This is a genomic window from Xanthomonas sp. NCPPB 1067 (assembly GCF_020783795.1).
GTDB classification, from domain to species: domain Bacteria; phylum Pseudomonadota; class Gammaproteobacteria; order Xanthomonadales; family Xanthomonadaceae; genus Xanthomonas; species Xanthomonas melonis.
In genome coordinates this window covers 1-18352 of sequence record NZ_JAJGQG010000033.1, presented here as the reverse complement: position 1 = coordinate 18352, position 18352 = coordinate 1, and the positions used below count along the sequence as shown (strand labels likewise).

The window sequence follows — 18352 nt, the reverse complement described above, 5'->3', positions numbered from 1 at the left end:
GGCGGTGCCGACGCTGCGGGTCTGGCCGGTGTGCTCACCTGTCGGGCATCGGCTTCATCGCATATTGCGCAGGCGGGGTTGCGCCGAGCAGGTGCTGCACGAAGTAATCCCAGCGGCGACGGGTGACGTAGGGTGTGATCTCGCCATAACCATGCTTGGCATTGGGCAGCATCAGCATGTCGAAGTCCTTGTTGGCCTTGATCAAGGCATCGGCTACCAGCAGGGTGAGATACGGCGGCACGTTGTCGTCCAGCGTGCCGTGCACCAGCATCAGCCGGCCCTTGAGCTTGCTGGCATGGTTGGCATTGGCTTGGTCGTCGTAGTTGGAACTGCCATCCTTGGCGACGATGTGCTCGCCGTGATACTTCTCGGCCCAGTCGTCCTCGTAGCCGCGGTTGTCGTGGTTGCCGCTTTCCGACCAGGCCACCTTGAACACATCGGGGTAGCGCAGCATCGCCGCCGTGGACGCGTTGCCACCGCCGGAATGGCCCCAGATACCGACCCGGCTGGTATCGAACCACGGGTAACGTTGGCCGAGTTCCTTGACCGCAGCCACCTGGTCGGGCAGCGTGTTGTCGCCCATGTTGGCGTACCAGGTGTCGTGGAAGGTCTTGGAACGCCACGGCGTGCCCATGCCATCGATGGCGATGACGATGAAGCCCAGTTCGGCCAGCGACTGATTGTCGCCATGGCCGGCGAAGAAACTGCGCCCGCGCACCGAGCCGGTCTGCGGGCCGGGATAGACGTAGTCGATGACCGGGTACTTGCGTGCGGGATCGAAGTTGGACGGCTTGAACATCAATCCGTACAGCGTGGTCTTGCCATCGCGTGCGGTGACCGTGATCGGCTCCGGCGGCACCCAGCCGGCCGCCTTGAGGCGGCTGATGTCGGCGGTGGCCATCGTGCTCACGGTGCGTCCGTCAGCGGCATCGCGCAGCAGCGTGACCGGGGGCGTGACCGAGGTGGAATACGTATCGACGAAGCGGGCGCCATCGGGCGACAACGCCACGCTGTGATCGGCCGCTTCCGGGGTCAGCAGCACCGGCGCGCCACCGTCCAGGCTCACTTTCCATAGCTGCTGGTAGTACGGGTCCACGCCGGCCGAGCGGCCGACCGCCATGAACCACGCGGTGCGGCTGGCCGGGTCCACGCGCAGCAGCTCGGTGACGTTGCCTTCGCCGCTGGTGATGGCGTGCTTGGGCTTGCCCGTGGCCAGGTCGTACAGGTACAGCTGGCCCCAGTCGCTGCGCTCGGAGAACCACACCGCCTCGTTGCTGCCGGGCAGATAGGCCCAGTTGGCGGCGACCTGGCCGCTTTCGTAGTAGGTCTTCGCGGTTTCTTCGAAGGCGGTACGCACCTGGCCGGTGGCGACATCGGCGATGCGCAGCCAGGTCTGCTTGTGGAAGCGCGAGGTGGACGCGAAGGCCAGCGTCTTGCCGTCCGGCGCCCACTTCACGTCGTCCCACAGGCCAGGCGAACAACTCACGTCGTCGCACAGCGTGGAGCGGTGCTGATCCGGCGGCATCTTCAGGCGAAGCACGCTGCGGGTGGGCACGTCGACGATGACGCGTTCGATCATGGTCACGTCCTTGTCGCCGGCCAGCGGGTATTTCCAGGATTGCAGTTCCGGATGCCCGAGCTTGGTGCTGACCAGATACATATCGCCGGTCTTGCGCTGGTCCTGCTGGAAGGTGGCGATCTTCTGCGAGTCCGGCGACCAGGCGACGATGGCGTTGTCGCTGCGCTGCCAGCCGGCGTTATCGGTGGCGTAACCGAAGTTTTCCACGCCATCGCGGGTGAGCTGGGTTTCGCTGCCGCTGGCCAGATCGCGCAGCCACAGGTTCCAGTCGCGAATGAACACTTCTCGACGCTTGTCCGGCGACAGCACGCCCGGTTCCGGCTTGTCTTTCGCATAGAGCTTGCTGCAGCGTGCCCGCGTATCGCAGACCACCGCTGTGCCGCGCACGCTGAGCCGATAGCGGCCATCGGCCGTGCGTTTGACCGCCGGTGCGAAGGTATCGGCCTTGAGCGGTTTGTCGCCGGTCTTCAACAGCGTATTGAGCGAACGAACCAGCGCAGACTGGTTGAAGAGCGGCGCGGTCTTGCCGGTGGCGGTGTCCAGCTGCAGCAGGCGGTCGCCGGTGGCGTCGTGATCGACATAGAGCACATGGGTGGCGTCCAGCCAGTCGATGCGCGTGGCGGCATGATCGACCAGGGGCTGCGCGAGGTAGCTGACCAGGCGTTCGGCACGCGCGTAGTCGGCTTCGCCGACGCTGGGCGTTTGCGCGCCGGCGACGCACGGCGAGGCGATCAGGACGATGGCGGCGAACAGCTGCCGCATCGGCGACGGGTTGGGCATGGTGGACTCTCCGGCACGAAGGGCGCGCAGCCGCAGGCCGCGCGAACCCCCGATCCTACCTGCCGGTGCCATGGCCCACCTGCGCCGAAAGTCGTGTGTGCGGACATGTCATCGCAGGTCCGCCGCGCGGCCCGCTGTGTGTTGCGGGGCGGGGCGGCGCGATTGCGCGGATGCCCTGGCCCGGCCGGCATACGCGCTGCGTCGCGGTCCCATCGCCGCTGCCGGCGGCTACCTGCCCATGCAGCGCTTCCAGCGCGCCTCCACCCGCTGCGCGAACCATGCCGTGGTGAGGGTGCGGGTGATCTTGGGACTCTCCAGGGTGATGCCCGGTAGTACCGCGCGCGGCAGTGCCTGCCCGGTGTCGCGCTGGGCCAGTGCGAACACCTGCCGGTACAGCGCAGTGTCTTCGAAGTCCAGCGTGGTGCCGGCCTCCAGGGCGCGGCGGATCTGGCGGTCGCTCAGTGCCAGCTGGCTGCCCAGGGCACGCGCGGCGCGCTCGGTGGCACCAGGTGCGTCCAGGCCGGCGCCGGGAACCAGCAGGTCGCCATCCAGGGCCAGTGCGATGCCGCTGGCCTTGCTCAGTGCGGCCTGGAAGGCCGCATTGCGGCTGGCATACCAACCGGCGTTGAAGTCGGCGAAGCGGTACAGCAGGGCGTCGTAGCTGGTCGGGTAGCCCAGCAGATGGGCGGTGCCGAACCACAGCCCGCCACGTCGGCTGAACACTTCATGGCGGATCGAGCCGTCGATCGGATACGGGTAGCCACCTGCATGCTGTTCGGCGAACGCGATGCTGACCTGCATCGGTCCGGCGGTGTGCACGGGGTTGAGGCCATCGAACAGACGCGCGCCCAGCGGCACACTGCCGGTGAAGTCTTCGAAGATGCGGCTCAGGTCCTGTTCGGTCCGCGCGGCGGCGATGCGGTCGGCGTAGCTGCGGCCGTCCGGCGAGGCGATGCGCAGCGCCGCATCCACCATGAAGGCAGGGATGTGGTGCGCACCGGCCCGGCGATCGATCTCCGCACGCGAGATCCTGCCCAGGTTGGGTACGACGGGGTTGGCCTGGTAGGTCGATTCCTGTTCGGTCACCGCCAGCACGGCGCAAATATGCTCGGCGCTGGTCTCCAGCCCTTGCGACGACAACGCCACATACACAGCGTCTGCCCAACCGTTGCGGTCCGCCAGTGTGGCCGGCAGGCGTCGTGCGATATCGGCCTTGACCGCTTCTGGCGAGCGTTGCGGCACGCGCGGGGCCTGGGTGGCGCAGGCGCAGAGCAGGGCGGTGGCGGTCAGGGCGAGCAGGCGCGGGATCACGGCGTTTCCAGGTCGGTTGAGCGGCAGTTCGACGAGATGCAGTCTACGCTGGCGCCGGTGCGGGCTTGCGTGTCGTGGTCCGGCGCCCACCGCGCGTGGCGCCTGGGCCGCGCAGCAGCCCACGGCAGACACGCTTGGCCATTCAAGGCTGGCGCGCCCAGGCCGATAACGGTCACGACCCCGTGCGCGATGCCGACGCGCGCTGTCGCGGTCGACGCTCATCGTTGCAATCGCTCGTCATCGGGCGCCCGTTGTCGAGGCCGCAGCCGTCAGGCTGCGCGCCTTGCCGCAATCACCGCTGTCCGAACCTGAGGAGTGCCCGAGATGCGCCAGCAAACCGCCAGCTTCCGTCGGCGCGCCTTGGTCGGTGCGACGCGGATGCGTCTGCGGTCTGCGTGGTTGCCCAGGTGAGCAGGCTCGCGCACGGCCGCTGGCGCCTGCTCGCCGGCGTGGCCTTGCTGTTGTCCGGTGCGATGGCCTGGGCACAGCCACAACCCTGGAAGCGCATCGAACTGGCCGCGCTCGATGATCCGGTCGCTGCGCTGGAGCTGGCCCGGCAGGTGCAGCACCAGGGCCATCGCGATGGCGACCGCGATGCGCAGTTCTGGGCACTGTTGGCACAGGCGCGTGTGCTGATCTCGCTGGAAGACAATGCCGCCCGGCAGGCCGTGCTGATCCGTGCGCGGGGCTTGCTGAAGCAGCTGCACGGCAACACGGCGCAGGCGCAGCTGTGGCTGGACATCGTGCAGGCACTCAGCGACGTGCGCGAAAACCCCAACCTGGCCATGGTGGCGCGACTGGATGCCCTGCGTCGCCAGGCACGTGCGATGGGGCGCAGCGATCTGTTGTGCGAGATCGAGACGGTGGACATGTGGAGCATGTTGGCCTCCGGCAGCAGCGATGAAGCCTGGAACGCGGCGCAGGCCAGCTACCAATGTGCCGTGCGCGAGCAGGTGCTGGCGCTGGAACTGGATGCGCTGACCCAACTGGGTGCGCTGGCCAGCCGCGTTTCCGGGCGCGTGGCCGATGTCAACGATGCGCAGGACTACCTGCAGCGCGCGCTGACGCGCCTGCACGACCAGCCGGCGCGTTTCCAGCGCAGCCTGATCGAATACGAATACGGCACCTCGCTAGCGCAGCAGCAGCCGGCAGTCGCATTGCTGCACTTCCGGCGGGCGCTGGCGCTCAGCCGCGAGCTGGGCGACCAGGCCGGTATTGCGGCAGCATCGACCAGCGCCAGCGAGGCGCTGATCAAGACCGGCGATGCGAAGGCCGCGTTGGCGATGGCGCGCGAGGCATTGCCGCAGATGCAGGCGCAGGGCAACGTGGGGCGGGTGGCGGCATGCCACGCGGTGTTGCTGCAGGCGCTGACGGTCTTGAAGGCAGAAGGTCTGGGCGAGGCGATCGCGGCCGCGCGCGGGGCAGACGACCCGAACATCACCACGACCGGGCGCGTGGAACTGCTCGATGCGATTGCGCAGGCACTGGCCGCCGAAGGGCGGCATGCCGAGGCCTATCAGGAACTGCAACGCGCCAACGCGCTCCGTGCACAAAGCCTGAGCTATCAGCGCGATACGGTGATGCTGCGCTTGCAGGCGCGCTACGAGGACGCGCGGCGCGACGTGGAAACCGCCGAACTCCGCCGCCGTAGCGAGACCGCGCAGCTGGCGCTGCAGGCGCGCGCGGCCGGGCAGCGCACCTTGTGGATCGCCTTGTGCGCGGCCTGCCTGTTGTTGATCGCGGCGTTGGTGGTGCTGGCATTCGGTGCGCGCCACCGTCGTCAGCTGTCGCGGCTGGCCATGCGCGACGAGCTCACCGGCCTGCCCAATCGCCGCGCCATCCGCGCCGAAGCGCAGCAGCAGATCGACCATGCCCTGCGCACGCGCGCGCCGTGCATGCTGGCCTTGATCGACATGGACCACTTCAAACAGATCAACGATGTGCACGGCCATGCCAGCGGAGATGCCGTGCTCAAGGCCCTGGCGAGCGCGTCCACAGTGGCCCTGCGATCGCAGGACCGGCTGGGGCGGCTGGGCGGCGAGGAATTCCTGCTGGTGCTGCCAGGCTGCAGCGTGGAGGAGATTCCGGCAGTGTTCGCGCGCCTGCGCAATGCGCTTGCTGCGATCGAGATTCCGGGGCTGCCGGCAGGCCAGCCGGTGCGGTTCTCGATGGGGGCCGTGAACGTGAGGACGGCAATGGTGGACGGCGCGATCGAATTGGATCTGCTGCTGGGTCAGGCCGATCTGGCCTTGTATGCGGCCAAGACGGCCGGGCGCGATCAATGGGCGGTGCGCTGAGCGGAGCGACGCAAAGGGAGCGGCACTACTGCATGGTGCTGCGGCGCGATTGCCAGATGAGCGCATGCGATGCAGAGCGGGGGCATTAGTGCAGATCCGCCCAGCGGCACTGCTCCCGGATCCGTGCGTTACCGCCGTACCGGCAGGGTTGCGAACACGCCATCGAGCGCGAGTTGGGTGCGGAAGCCGGCCTTGCCAAGGCGCTTGCTCACCTCGTTGGGCACGTCGCGCCCGCTGGTGAGTCGGTTGGGCGCCCCGGTGTAATGGAACAGCCGCCCGCCACTGCGCAGCACGCGCGCCAGATGGTCGTAGAAGCTCTGCGAGTACAGCTCGCCGGCGATACCGAAGCGCGGCGGATCGTGCAGGATGGCATCGAACGCGTCGTCGGCAAGCGTGGCGATCCGCTGCGATATGTCGTCATGCTGCAGTTGCAGGCGCCCGCCGGCGTCTGCCGCATCGGGATCCGGCGACCATGGATTGAGCGTGCGCAACCACAGGACCTCGGCATTCTTCTCGAACGAGCGCACCTGCGCCACGCCGGCCTCCAGGCAACACGCCGCGAAATAGCCCAGGCCGCCGCAGGTATCCAGCACGGTCTTGCCGCGCGGCTCCACCAACGCCACCTTGCGCCGCGCATCCTCGAACGGGGACAGCTGTGCCGACGGCAGCATCTTGATGCCATCGATCTCGAACGTGGGTGCGCCCCATGCGGTGGGCACCAGCTTGATCAATGCGCCGCTGTAGCGCGCGATCGGCGCGAAATCCTCGCCGTCCCAGAAATACAGCGTGCGGTCCTTGAGCTTGCCGGGATACGGATAGCCACGACCGCACCACTGCCAGGTCTGTGCATCGAGCTGCGCGGTACCGGTGCTGCGGCCCAGATCCAGCGAACCGGTCCAGGCGGTCAGGCCGGCATTGCGCGCGGTCAGCAATGCCCGGGCATCGGAAAGGGTGAGCAGCGGTCCGGAATAATGGGGCACGGAAATGGGGCCATGGGCGCACGCGTGCGGCGCCGTCACAGTAAAGAGTTCGGCATCGTAACCGACCTACCGCTGCAGGACATCCGCCGACGCGGGCCAGGCGCTTGCCTGCGTGGGCTGGATGCGAGTGGTCGCATGCGTTCGCGCATCGACGTGGCGATGCTGCGCGCCAGATCGGCGTATTGCAGCAAACTGCGGTCGTGGCTGGGTGCGCAACGCTGGCGCCGGACGATGGCGCGCCCAGACGCTGTTTTCGCAGTGGCATGGCGAACAAGCCGCTGCCAGCGGCCGCGACGATTCCGCAGCCACGCCTCGCCCCGCATACTGCAGGCCCCGCATCCATGCGTTCGCTCGGATCGGCGTCAACCATGGAGTGCCGGCAATGTTGAAGGGTGTGCTGTTGGGATTCGCCTGTTACGCGGCGTATGCGATCAGCGATGCGTTCGTGAAGCTGCTCGAAGGCAGCCTGCCCGTCTACGAGGTGCTGTTCCTGGGGGCGTTGCTGATGCTGGCGGCGGTGCCGTTCCTGAAGAAGCCCGACGACCGGCTGCGCGAGCTGGTCGTCGCCAGGCAGCCGGCGCTGTGGCTGCTGCGCGCGTTGACCGGTGCGATCGGCAATCTGACCTCGGTGATCGCTTTCACCACCTTGCCGATGGCCGAGGCGTTCGCGCTGATCTTTCTGATGCCGATCTTCGTCACCGTGCTGTCGGTGGTCTTTCTCAAGGAAGAGGTGCGCTGGCGCCGCTGGAGTGCGGTGATCGTCGGCTTCATCGGCGTGCTGATCGTGCTGCGGCCCGGCTTCCGGCATCTCACCCATGGGCATGTGGCGGCGATCGTGTGCGGCCTGGTCGGTGCCATCTCGGTGATAGCCCTGCGCATGGCCGGGCACGGCGAAAAGCGTCTCACGCTCTACGGCGCCGGCGTCATCGGCCCGCTGGTGATGGGCGGCATTCTGATGCTGCCCAGCTTCGTGTGGCCCTCGCTGCTGCAGTGGGGGCTGCTGGCCGGCTACGGCCTGCTCGCCGGCCTGGCCGCCATCTGCATGATGTACGCCACCCGGCTGGCGCCGGTCAGCGTGGTGGCACCGACGCAATACAGCCAGATGCTGTGGGCGATCGGCTTCGGCTACCTGTTGTTCCACGACCGCCTGGACTGGCCGATGGGCGTGGGAATCGCGTTGATCCTTGGGGCGGGGCTGTTCACCCTGATTCGCGAGGAGCAGGTGTCGCGCTGGTGGCGGCGGACCAAGATTGTTTGAGGGCTGGGGTTGGGGATTCGGGATTTGGGATAAGTAGCAGCACGCGACATCAGCGGCGACGCGCCTGACACCGTTACCAATCCCGAATCCCCAATCCCGGCCTCTGCGAGCCGCAGCAGACGTGGCCCGAAAAGAGCAGCGATGGCAGTCGCGGTCGACGTCAACGGCATGTCAGCACGATCCCGCCCGGAATCACGGTGCGGTAGCGCTGCGACGCGCACCGTGGATGCCTCATTCGAGCCGATCGGAGTCACCGCATGCAGCTCAATCCACGTACTGCGCGTCCCATGACCACCGCCACTGCCGGGCTGTCGGCACACGGCACGCCCGATCCGGATACCAACGAAGACCCGATCCCGCTGGAAGAGCAGGCCCCGCAGCAAGGCGGTTTGCGTGAGGAGGTCGGCGATCTGGAAGACGACGATCACGCATTGCCCGGCCGCGTCGGCGGCGGGCTTGCCGGCGGTTGATGCGGGTGGGCAAGAGCGGCTGACCGGGCGACGGAGCAGCCGCTGGGGACGTACGGACCGCAACGAGAATCTCTCAGCATCGTTTGGATATTGCCAAGCCGGTAGATTCAGCGCGATGCCCTCGTCAAGGGAACTGCACATGTCCCGGTTCGAAGTACACCGGCTTGTTGCCGTTTTCGGGCAGCGCAGGAATCGTATCCAGGATGGCCTTGCCGCGGATATCGGTGATACGAATGGATAACGGCTGATTGCCGAGCTGTTCGCCCAGGAAATGGTTGTAGTCCATTTTCTGCAGACTCTTCCACGCCGTGCCTTGCTTCACTTCGAACTTGACCACCGGGTAGGCATGGTTGCGCACCTGGATCGCTGCCCACCAGCGCGAGCTGCCTTCCTTGATGCGGTATTGCACATTGCCGCTCACCGGCGCGCGCACCACCTTCCAGCTGATCGGAATCCGCCCGTCCACCTTGTTGCCGATCGCTTCGAATGCATTGGGCGACAGATCCAGCCCGCCGGAAGCGCCTTCCGGGTAGAGATCGGTCACGTAGACGGTGGTCTTGCCCTTGGGGCCGGTCACTTCCAGATACGCGCCGGCCAGTGCCGCTTTCACCCCACCGAAGTTCAACTGGGTGGGATTGAGCGCGGTGATGAAGGCCGTGCTGGGAATCGGATCCAGCAGTAGCGCACCCCCGGAGTAGCCCGAGCCGGTATATGTCGCGGTGCCGGTGAACGTGCTGTTCCAGGTCGCCGCCTTGCCTGCGGCAGGCGTTGCCGCCGCCGCAGCCACCGTCGCTGCAGGCGCGATGCCCCAGGCCTGTTGCACGACCCGCAGCTTGTCTGCACGCGGGCTGCCGTCCTGCGCGAGCAGGCCCCCGTTATTGGCATTACCCCGCTCCCAGCTGCCGAGGAACGCGCTGCGCAGTCCGGATCCGGCCAGGTAGCCGCTCAGTGCACTCTGCCAGGCGGGGTCGCGCGGATCGCCATCGCCCAGACCACCGCCGATGCTGACCGGGATCACTGCGTGGCTGGCCGCGAACTGGCCGAAATCGCGCTGCCACGTCGCGGGCAGGGTCTGCGCGAAGTCCGGTGCTGCGAAGGCATCGGCGGCATCGCGGTCCGGCCCTGCCAGCTTGGGCATCAGGACCAGCTGCCGGGCCGGAATGCGCAGCGGCGTGCAGGCGATCGGTTGCAGATTGCTGCCGGCGGCCTTGCGTGCCCGGTCGCTGCACACCGCGTTGCTGCCCACGCCTTCCACGCCCACCACCCAGCCTGGCGCCTGCGCCAGCACGGTGTCGGCCGCACGCGCCGCCACGCGGCTCCAGTCCGCTTCGGCGGCGATCCCTGCCCAGGTCGTATTGCGATAGCCGCTGCTGCCCAGATCGATGCCGATCACACCGGCATTACCGCGATAGCGGCGCGCGAGGCTGGCCAGGCCCTGCGTCCATGCCTGGTCCTGCGACCTCGTCTGCAGCCGCGGTGCGTCGTCGTTGCAGCCGCCATCGGCGAATGCGAGCATCACCTGCATGCCGCGTTGGGTTGCGCTGCGCACGACCGCATCGACCACTTGCAGGGAATTCAGACCGCGTAGCGTCGGATCGCCGGCCACCTCCGCCGCGACCACTGGCCTGCCCTGCAGTGCGGCCGTGCACAGCGGTAGCCGCACGGCATTGATCCGGGCGGCCTGCATCCGGTCCAGCAGCTGCGCAAGCGTGCTGTCCTGCAGGCCGGTCGCCGCCAGACCGAGCCGATCGAAACCTGGCCAGGTCACTCCGCGGATCTGCAGCGTTCGCCCCTGCGCATCGATGAGCCGGCCGTGAGCATCGACCTGCACGGCCATGCTGGTTGCCGGGGTCAGTGCCACGAGTGCAAGCAGTAAGTGGGTGCGTAATTGCATGGACGTCTCCAACCTGATTGGCGGCAGGGCAGCAGACCAGCATCGGGCGCTTGCGGTCCGTGCGCACAGTCAAGGAAGCGAGCCGATGTGTAAGGACGCGATCGGAAAAGTGGCTGCACTGGAATACAGGTCGCGGTTTGCCCGGGATGCGGCATCCGGGCATCCGGGTGCGCAAGTGCCTTGCCGCGAACGACAGGCCGCACCACTTGCAAGCTGCGGCTATGCGTTGCGCCGCTGGCGTTCGAAGTGGCGGTCGCCGACGGTGCGCATGAGGATGCGGCCGTGCCGGCCAGGCCGCAGCCAACGCAGGTCTGCACCGTCGTGATCGGCCGCATGGGTCGGTACGCACCATGACGGGGCATCGCCGCGGTCGCTGGGCCGTCTCCGGCCCTGCGTGCCGCTGGCGGTGCAAACCTCTGGTGCCAGGCGGCGCGATCTCGTATTTTTGACGGCTTGTTCACTTGCCGGTGCCGTGCCCATGTCCGATCCGTCCGTGCCCGACCATCTGCAACGCAGCCTGTCCAATCGCCACCTGCAGTTGATCGCGATCGGTGGCGCGATCGGCACCGGATTGTTCATGGGCTCGGGCAAGACGATCAGTCTGGCCGGGCCGTCGATCCTGTTCGTGTACTTGATCATCGGCGTGATGCTGTTCTTCGTGATGCGCGCCATGGGCGAGCTGCTGCTGTCCAACCTGGAGTACAAGTCGTTCATCGACTTCTCCACCGATCTGCTCGGGCCCTGGGCCGGATTCTTCTGCGGCTGGACCTATTGGTTCTGCTGGATCATCACCGCCATCGCCGATGTGATCGCCATTGCCGCCTACGCGCAGTTCTGGTTTCCCGGCCTGGCGCCTTGGATCCCGGCGATCGCGTGCGTGCTGTTGCTGCTGGCGCTGAATCTGATGACGGTGAAACTGTTCGGCGAGATGGAGTTCTGGTTTGCGCTGATCAAGATCCTCGCCATCTGCGCGCTGATCATCACCGGCGCGGGGCTGGTGGCGTGGGGCTTCCGTTCGCCGTCGGGCAATGTCGCCTCGCTGGCGAATCTGTGGAACGACGGCGGCATGTTCCCGATGGGGATCGGCGGGTTCTTTGCCGGCTTCCAGATCGCGGTGTTCGCCTTCGTCGGTATCGAGCTGGTGGGGACCACCGCAGCCGAAACCGCCGACCCGCGGCGCAACCTGCCCAAGGCGATCAACTCGATTCCGGTGCGGATTTTGATTTTCTATGTGCTGGCGCTGATCGCGATCATGGCGGTGACGCCGTGGCGGCAGGTGGTGGCCGACAAGAGCCCGTTCGTGGAGCTGTTCGTGCTGGCCGGCGTGCCGGCGGCGGCCAGCCTGATCAATTTCGTGGTGCTGACCTCGGCCACCTCATCGGCCAACAGCGGCATCTTTTCCACCAGCCGCATGCTCTACGGCCTGGCCGAAGAACGGCATGCGCCCAAGGCGTTTTCCAAGCTCTCGCGTGCGGCGGTGCCGGCGCGCGGCCTGCTGTTCTCCTGCCTGTGCCTGCTGCTGGGTGCGATGCTGGTGTACCTGATCCCGAATCTGGTGACCGCGTTCACTCTGGTCACCACCCTGTCGGCGGTGCTCTTCATGTTCGTGTGGTCGCTGATCCTGTGCGCCTACATCGCCTACCGCCGCAAGCGTCCCGAGCAGCACGCCGCGTCGCAGTTCAAGATGCCCGGTGGCGTGTTGATGTGCTACGTGTGCCTGGCGTTCTTCGCCTTCGTTCTGGTGTTGCTGACCTTGCAGGCCGATACGCGGCAGGCCCTGCTGGCCAGCCCGGTGTGGTTCCTGATCCTGGCGATCGGCTATGTCGTCAAGCGTGCCCAGACGCGCACAGGGTAAGTGCCGCAGCGTTCGCTGTATTGCAAGAGCCCCGCACTGCGGGGCCTTTGCGTTTTTGGCTGCACAACACCGCGATAAAGGCCACTGCCAGCTGAGCGTGTTGGCGCGCGGCGTTGACGGGGCTCCAGCCGGGCACGATGCTCGCGGCCATCCATCGCCACGGCCTTCCGCATGATCACGATCCACCCGATCGCCGCCACCGACCGCACGCAGGGGTGCTGGGTGGACCTGTGCCAGCCCACGGCGCAGGAACTTGCCGATGCCGCCGCGCAGGTGGGTTTCGCGCTGCCGGATCGTGCGGCGATCGGCGAGATCGAGTTCAGCAGCCGTGTGCGGCGACAGGGCGAGGTGCTGTTTCTCAATGTGCCGCGCTTCCAGGACGACGATGGCCCCACCGCGCCGCTGGGCTTCGCGCTGTCGCCGACCATGCTGGTGACCCTGCGCGAGCAGCGCATCGGATCGCTGGAGGCGCTGGCAGCGGAGCTGGATCACGTGCCATGCCACGGCGCCGACGATCTGCTGCTGCGCATGTTCGATCGTCTTGTCGGGCGCCTGGCAGACCGGCTCGAAGCACTGGAGGTTGCCGTCACCGAGACCACCCGGGAGGTGTTCGACAACCCGCACAAGACGCGCGATCTGGAGCGCATGCTGCATCAGGTCGGTGGCATGGGCCGGCAGTTGGGTGGGCTGCATAACGCAGGGCAGGGGATGCTGCGGTTGGTGACCTATCTGGACAGCACCACGCCGGAATGGTTCGGCACCGATGCAGCCAGGCGGATCGGGCTGCTGCACAAGGACCTGACCACCTTGAGCGAGTTCCATCAGCACATGGACGACCGTATCGAGTTCCTGCTCGATAGCGTGCTGGGCATGATCAACATCGATCAGAACAACGTGATGAAGGTGATGGCGGTGGCCTCGGTGGTCGGCATCCCACCCACCGTGCTGGTCGGCATCTGGGGCATGAATTTCGCTTACATGCCCGAACTGAAATGGCACGATGCTTACTTCTGGGCGCTGGGCATCATCGCGCTGAGTGTGGTGCTGCCACTGGCGTGGTTCCGCAAACGTGGGTGGGTGTGAAAGCTGGAAACCCGTAGGAGCAACCCGGGGCGCGCTGTGGCGTTGCCGGGAAGACCCTCGCGCCCAGGGGCGCTCCTGCGGAGGTGATGCGCTGCGCGGCGATCGCTGTGCACTGGCGACTGTCCAGGTGCGTGGCGTGCAATCAGGCGGTGCGCACTGTCGATTGCTGCCGGACAGCCTGGATCAACCCTTGGCCTGGAAGCTGATCTCCTCGTACGGCTGCACCACCACCCAGCCTTCGCCGGCAAAGCGCATCTGCAGGCTTTCGCCCGATCCTCGTCCGAGCAGCGTGCCGATCGAGACGTCGGTGACCAGCTCCGGTGTCAGCGTTCCCGACCAGGCGACGGTGGCATTGGGGTCGGTGAATATCGGGCCGCTGGCCGCGCTGACCGGCAGCGTCAGCGGCTGGTAATGCGAGGTGATCGCCACGATGCCGTGGCCGCTCAGGCGCACATTGAACAGGCCGCCGGACAGCATGCCGGCCACTTTGCGCATCATGGTGATCTTGTGTTCGATGCCGGATTCGAATGCCAGCACGTCGTTGCCGTTGACGAAGATCGATTCGCCATTCAGGCGCAGCAAGGTGATCAGTTTGCCGACATCGGCCAGGTACACGCGGCCCTGGCCTTCGGCCTTCATCAGCTGCATGCCTTCGCCGCTGACCGCCTTCTTCAGCAGATTGCCCAGGCCCTGTTCCAGCAGGCCTTCGCGGGTGAACTTGACGTTGCCGGTGCGCGCGACCATCGCACCAGCCTTGGACCACACCATGCCGTTGAGGCGCACTTCCAGCAGATGCGGGTTTTCCAGCTCGAAGGGATCGGGGCTGAGGTCCTTTTCCTTGGAGTGGGCGAGAAATTCGTTGAGCGTGCGTACGGCCATGCGTCCGTCCTGGAGGTGGGTGAGTCCGCATGATACGCGGCGACCGTGGTGCCCTCCGCGCCGAATGCCGCCGCGCGCCCCTGCGCGCCGCAGACATCACGCGTCGGCAAGCGGCAGGTCGCCTGCGTTCGGCTTGCCTGTGCTTCTGCGAGCCGCGTCGGGTTCAGGCAGGCGCTGCCGGGCTAGATTGCGCCAGCAGGGGATTATTCACGGGAAGGAGAGGGCGATGCAGGGGAATGAGAGCGGTGAAACGACATGCGCGCGTGCTGCGCGAGGACTGCGTGGCGTTGTTGCTGCAGTCGCGTTAGCGGCAAGCGTAGCGATAGGGGCAGGCAGCATGTCGGTGCAGGCCGCCACCGGCCCGGGCGTGGTGACCGGCGACACCATCGTGCACGATCCTTCGATGCTCAAGCTCGGCGATGGGCGCTACTACATCTACTCCACGGTCGGCGTGGTCACCAGCACCGATCGCACCAGATTCAACAACGCAGGGGCGATCTTCGGCAGCGTGCCTGGCTGGGTGAAGAGCTACAACCCGAAAAACGAGGTATGGGCGCCGGACGTGTCGCTGCGTGGCAGCAAGTACCTCATGTACTACACCGCATCGTCGTTCTCTTCCAACAAATCGGCCATTGGTCTGGCCAGCAGCAGCACCGGCAAGCCCGGCTCGTGGAAGGATCAAGGCATCGTCTACACCTCCAAAAGCAGCGACGACTACAACGCCATCGACGGGAATCTGGTGGTGGACGGCAGCGGTAAATGGTGGCTCGCGTTCGGCTCGTTCTGGTCGGGCATCAAGCTGATTCAACTCGATCCGGGGACCGGTAAACAGCTGGCCAGCAACACCTTCCGCTACAGCCTGGCCAGCCGGCCCTCGCCCGGCGCGGTGGAGGCGCCCTTCATCCAGCAGGCGAACGGCTGGTACTACCTGTTCGTGTCCTTCGATGCCTGCTGCAAGGGCGCCAGCAGCACCTACAGGATCGCGGTGGGGCGTTCGCGCTCGGTGACCGGGCCGTATCTGGATCGGGCCGGTGTGGACATGCGCAACGGTGGCGGTACGGTGATCCATGCCGGGCAGGGCAGCATGCATGGGCCTGGCGGGCAATCGGTGTTTCGCGATGGCGACGGCGACATCCTGGTCTATCACTACTACGACGACCGCGGCGACGCGCGACTGGGCATCAACCGGTTGGGCTACGACAACAAGGGCTGGCCGGTGGTGCAGTAAGAGCGGCTGACAAAACGACTGCGCAGCCGCCAGGCGGGCGCGGCCGGTGCTCGGAATTGGCATGTAGCACTCGTACACTCCGGTTCCTGCGCGCCGTCCACACCCACCTGACGACCGCTCGCTACGCTCTGTTAGCCGCTCTAGGCAGGCACAGGCCCCGCACGCCGCCGTGCGACAACCCCGACAGACGCGCTGCCGCCGCATCCGCTGCGGCAGCGCGTGATCTCTCAGCGCGCCGCCGGCTCGGGCTTGCGCGTGCGCCTGGCGGGTGCGGTGTCCTTGCCCGGGTACAGGTTCAACAGCATCAGGGTGACGCCGTTGGTCCAGCCGAAGCCGTCCTGCAAGGCGTATTCGCCGCCGCCGCCGCCGGCTGCGTCGGCCTCCAGGCCGTATTTCTCCACCAGCTTGTGCTCGCGTGCGAACAGCGCCTGTACCTGGCTGAGGAAGCGCTCGCCGATCGTGCGCGCCAATGCGGTTTCGCCATAGCGTCGCAGTCCGTCTACCGCGACCCATTGCAGCGGCGCCCAGCCGTTGGGTTCATCCCATTGCTGGCCGGTCCTGGCAGCGGTGGTGGCCAGCCCGCCGGGGCGCAGCAGGCGGGCGCGCACGGTCGCGGCAGTGCGCTTGGCATGCGCATCCGATGCCAACCCGGCGAACAGCGGGTATAGCGCGGCTGCGGTGACCTGGTCGCTCAGCGTGCGCGTCTGCCAATCGTAATCGGCGTAGTAGCCGGCCGCGTTCCAGAGATGCGCGTCGATGGCCTGTTTGCGTCGCTGCGCCAGCGCAGCGTAATCCAGCGCGCACTCGGCACCGGGTTGCGCACAGGCCTGGGCCAGGGTGCGTTCCAGGTGGTAGAGCAGGCTGTTGAGGTCGATGGGAAGGATGGCGGTGGTGCGGATGGTATGCAGGTTCTGGCCGTCGGCCAGCCAGCGGCTGGTGTAGTCCCAACCGCTTTCCGCGCCGGCGCGCAGGTCGCGATACACCTCGGCGGCGGCGCGGCCGCGCGCTTCGGCGGCGGTACGGGTGTCGTGCAGCCAGGCTTCCGGGCGCGGCGTGTCGCGCTCGTCCCAATAGCGATTGAGGACGCTGCCATCGGCCAGCCGTACCACGTGGCGCGCTGCCTGGCCCGGCTTGAGCCCGTCGCTGCCCTGCATCCAGTACGCGTATTCCTTCTGCAGCTGCGGCAGATAGCGCTGGTAGACCGCCTCGCCTTCCACGCCGGCCTGCAGCTCCACCATGTAGGAGAAGAACGGCGGCTGCGAGCGGCTGAGGTAGTAGGTGCGGTTGCCGTTGGGAATGTGCCCGTAGGTGTCGATCAGGTAGGCGAAGTTGTCCAGCATCTGGCGGCTGAGCGTGGTCTCGCCGCTCTTCACCAGACCCAGCATGGTGAAGTAGGAATCCCAGTAATACACCTCGCGGAAACGCCCGCCGGGCACCACGTAGGGGTGCGGCAGCGCCAGCAGGCTGCTGTGCGGCGGCACCTGGGTCTGGCTGCGCACCAGCTTGGGCCAGAGCAGGTCGATGTGCTCGCGCAGGCCGGTGTCCTGGCGAATCGCGTCGGTCTGCACCGGCGGCGATTCCTCGAAGTTGGCGTCCACGAAGCGGCGCAGGTCGAAGCCGGGGTGGTCGTGCTGCGCCAGATAGTCGGCGTTGATCAGCGCCGGATCGCGCAATGGCAGGAAATCGACGAAGTGCTTCTGGTCGTCGAACAGTTCCCCGCGCTGCACCGCCTGGAACAGCTCGGGGTAGGCCAGATCGGGCGTCGGCGGCGTGGATGCGGGAACATTGACCACCGGAGTGTCCAGCGGCGCGGCGGTCAGCGTGCACGGCGCGACGAACATGCTCAGCGACAGGCCAAGCAGCGACGTACAGCACGGGGGCGCGGCAGAACTCATGGCATCTCCGGAACGGGCAGTGACGTGTGGCATGGTAAACGACCAATGTGGCGGGCAGGACCGCACCGGGTGCCCGAACGGCGGCGACCGACGCAACGCGATTCATCAAGGTGACGCGGCGCGCCGTCATGACGTGCGCCGATTCAGGCCTATCGGCGCGGCGGCAATCGGCTTGAGTGCCGCGTCGTTGCACCCGATTCGCGGTAACGCGATGCAAGATGCGCGCCAGAGGCCGCGCGTTCGACCCGCCGGAGCAGCGGCACAGGCGTCGTCTGCCGATGATCGTGCGGCCTGAAAGAACGCGCGCCGGATGCCACCGCCCGAGGGCGATATCGGCTTCGCATGCGTGCAGGTTGGCGTGCGCATCCATCCTCTGTGTGTTGTCTGGCGGCTTATCGCATCCGCATCACGCATGCGGGGCTCCGTCGCGCGCAGTGCGTGCATAACGTGAATGGCGGCTGGCGCGCGCTGGCGGCACAACGAATTTCAAACGCATGCTCACGTCATGCCCGCTAGATTTGCGCGCTCTGCATCGACATCCCGGATGCAGTGCCCGTCTTCTCCACATCTTTATCGGTCGGCACCATCGTGACTACCCGCAGCAAGGAAGGGCTCGTCCCGCATGTCGCCGCCGCCGCATGCACGGGCGCGATCCTGTTCTTCTTCGCCTGCCTGCTGTTGTACATGCCGCCACCGCGCCAGGCCACGCAACAGCAGGACGACCTGCAGGTGTATTTCGTGCCGCGCGCGCCGCTGCGCGAGCCGGTTCCGGTCGCGCCATCGCGCGATGCCAGGGCGCAGCCGCGGGCGGCCGCCACCGCAGCGACGGCACGTCGCGCGCCG

12 protein-coding genes, 1 other RNA gene and 1 pseudogene are annotated in these 18352 nt (G+C 66.9%); 8 read left to right on the top strand and 6 right to left on the bottom strand.

Annotated elements, in window-relative coordinates:
• Positions 1–34: 34 nt before the first annotated feature.
• Together LL962_RS18325 and LL962_RS18320 are read right to left on the bottom strand one after the other, a co-directional pair.
• Positions 35–2359: a S9 family peptidase gene (locus tag LL962_RS18325; protein WP_104586464.1), complete on the bottom strand. Its 2325-nt coding sequence runs from the start codon at positions 2357–2359 to the stop codon at positions 35–37.
• A 228-nt stretch (positions 2360–2587) separates the two neighbouring features.
• Entirely contained in the window at positions 2588–3667 is a 1080-nt protein-coding gene (locus tag LL962_RS18320; protein ID WP_425478143.1) for a DUF1615 domain-containing protein, read from the bottom strand.
• A gap of 476 nt (positions 3668–4143) precedes the next feature.
• Between LL962_RS18320 and LL962_RS18315 the strand changes: the two genes are divergently transcribed.
• Positions 4144–5967, top strand: a complete 1824-nt coding sequence (locus LL962_RS18315) for a GGDEF domain-containing protein (RefSeq protein ID WP_228317963.1) — start codon at positions 4144–4146, stop codon at positions 5965–5967.
• 128 nt (positions 5968–6095) lie between these two features.
• Here the strand turns inward: LL962_RS18315 and LL962_RS18310 are convergent, their stop codons facing one another.
• On the bottom strand, positions 6096–6986 hold the full coding sequence (locus LL962_RS18310) for a class I SAM-dependent methyltransferase (RefSeq protein ID WP_434991039.1): 891 nt from the start codon (positions 6984–6986) through the stop codon (positions 6096–6098).
• A 343-nt stretch (positions 6987–7329) separates the two neighbouring features.
• Here LL962_RS18310 and LL962_RS18305 point away from each other — a divergent pair, with 343 nt between their 5' ends.
• A complete protein-coding gene (locus LL962_RS18305; RefSeq protein ID WP_167395216.1) occupies positions 7330–8205 on the top strand; it encodes a DMT family transporter in 876 nt (291 codons plus the stop codon).
• 257 nt (positions 8206–8462) lie between these two features.
• The gene (locus LL962_RS18300) at positions 8463–8675 is read left to right on the top strand and encodes a hypothetical protein (protein WP_104585883.1); all 213 of its coding nucleotides are present in this window, start codon (positions 8463–8465) and stop codon (positions 8673–8675) included.
• A 124-nt stretch (positions 8676–8799) separates the two neighbouring features.
• On the opposite strand, the gene LL962_RS18295 is transcribed toward LL962_RS18300, so the two are convergent.
• Positions 8800–10569 carry an expansin EXLX1 family cellulose-binding protein gene (locus LL962_RS18295; RefSeq protein WP_228317940.1) on the bottom strand — a complete coding sequence of 590 codons (1770 nt, stop codon included), beginning with the start codon at positions 10567–10569 and terminating at the stop codon, positions 8800–8802.
• Between the two features lie 478 nt (positions 10570–11047).
• Between LL962_RS18295 and cycA the strand changes: the two genes are divergently transcribed.
• Both cycA and LL962_RS18285 read left to right on the top strand, forming a co-directional pair.
• Positions 11048–12424 (top strand): D-serine/D-alanine/glycine transporter, encoded by a 1377-nt coding sequence (cycA, locus tag LL962_RS18290; RefSeq protein WP_228317939.1) that lies wholly within the window; start codon positions 11048–11050, stop codon positions 12422–12424.
• Between the two features lie 171 nt (positions 12425–12595).
• Positions 12596–13507, top strand: coding sequence for a CorA family divalent cation transporter (locus tag LL962_RS18285; RefSeq protein ID WP_104585877.1), 912 nt, complete (start codon positions 12596–12598; stop codon positions 13505–13507).
• 183 nt (positions 13508–13690) lie between these two features.
• On the opposite strand, the gene LL962_RS18280 is transcribed toward LL962_RS18285, so the two are convergent.
• A complete protein-coding gene (locus LL962_RS18280) occupies positions 13691–14386 on the bottom strand; it encodes an AIM24 family protein (RefSeq protein ID WP_228317938.1) in 696 nt (231 codons plus the stop codon).
• Positions 14387–14723: 337 nt separating this feature from the next.
• On the opposite strand from LL962_RS18280, the gene LL962_RS18275 reads away from it, so the two are divergent.
• Both LL962_RS18275 and LL962_RS18270 read left to right on the top strand, forming a co-directional pair.
• Positions 14724–15614, top strand: coding sequence for an arabinan endo-1,5-alpha-L-arabinosidase (locus LL962_RS18275; protein WP_228317937.1), 891 nt, complete (start codon positions 14724–14726; stop codon positions 15612–15614).
• Between the two features lie 61 nt (positions 15615–15675).
• Positions 15676–15751, top strand: a non-coding RNA gene (locus tag LL962_RS18270) — sX9 sRNA.
• Between the two features lie 90 nt (positions 15752–15841).
• On the opposite strand, the gene treA is transcribed toward LL962_RS18270, so the two are convergent.
• The gene (gene treA, locus LL962_RS18265; protein ID WP_228317936.1) at positions 15842–17509 is read right to left on the bottom strand and encodes an alpha,alpha-trehalase TreA; all 1668 of its coding nucleotides are present in this window, start codon (positions 17507–17509) and stop codon (positions 15842–15844) included.
• 588 nt (positions 17510–18097) lie between these two features.
• Here treA and LL962_RS18260 point away from each other — a divergent pair.
• Positions 18098–18352: pseudogene (locus LL962_RS18260) on the top strand (hypothetical protein); the annotation flags it as partial.

What these genes read in the sequence shown, in the direction of transcription:
- LL962_RS18325 (WP_104586464.1), bottom strand. Translation starts at nt 2,359, where the DNA reads ATGCCCAACCCGTCGCCGATGCGGCAGCTGTTCGCCGCCATCGTCCTG.
- LL962_RS18315 (WP_228317963.1), top strand. Translation starts at nt 4,144, where the DNA reads ATGGCCTGGGCACAGCCACAACCCTGGAAGCGCATCGAACTGGCCGCG.
- LL962_RS18305 (WP_167395216.1), top strand. Translation starts at nt 7,330, where the DNA reads ATGTTGAAGGGTGTGCTGTTGGGATTCGCCTGTTACGCGGCGTATGCG.
- LL962_RS18300 (WP_104585883.1), top strand. Translation starts at nt 8,463, where the DNA reads ATGCAGCTCAATCCACGTACTGCGCGTCCCATGACCACCGCCACTGCC.
- LL962_RS18295 (WP_228317940.1), bottom strand. Translation starts at nt 10,569, where the DNA reads ATGCAATTACGCACCCACTTACTGCTTGCACTCGTGGCACTGACCCCG.
- cycA (WP_228317939.1), top strand. Translation starts at nt 11,048, where the DNA reads ATGTCCGATCCGTCCGTGCCCGACCATCTGCAACGCAGCCTGTCCAAT.
- LL962_RS18285 (WP_104585877.1), top strand. Translation starts at nt 12,596, where the DNA reads ATGATCACGATCCACCCGATCGCCGCCACCGACCGCACGCAGGGGTGC.
- LL962_RS18280 (WP_228317938.1), bottom strand. Translation starts at nt 14,386, where the DNA reads ATGGCCGTACGCACGCTCAACGAATTTCTCGCCCACTCCAAGGAAAAG.
- LL962_RS18275 (WP_228317937.1), top strand. Translation starts at nt 14,724, where the DNA reads ATGTCGGTGCAGGCCGCCACCGGCCCGGGCGTGGTGACCGGCGACACC.
- treA (WP_228317936.1), bottom strand. Translation starts at nt 17,509, where the DNA reads ATGAGTTCTGCCGCGCCCCCGTGCTGTACGTCGCTGCTTGGCCTGTCG.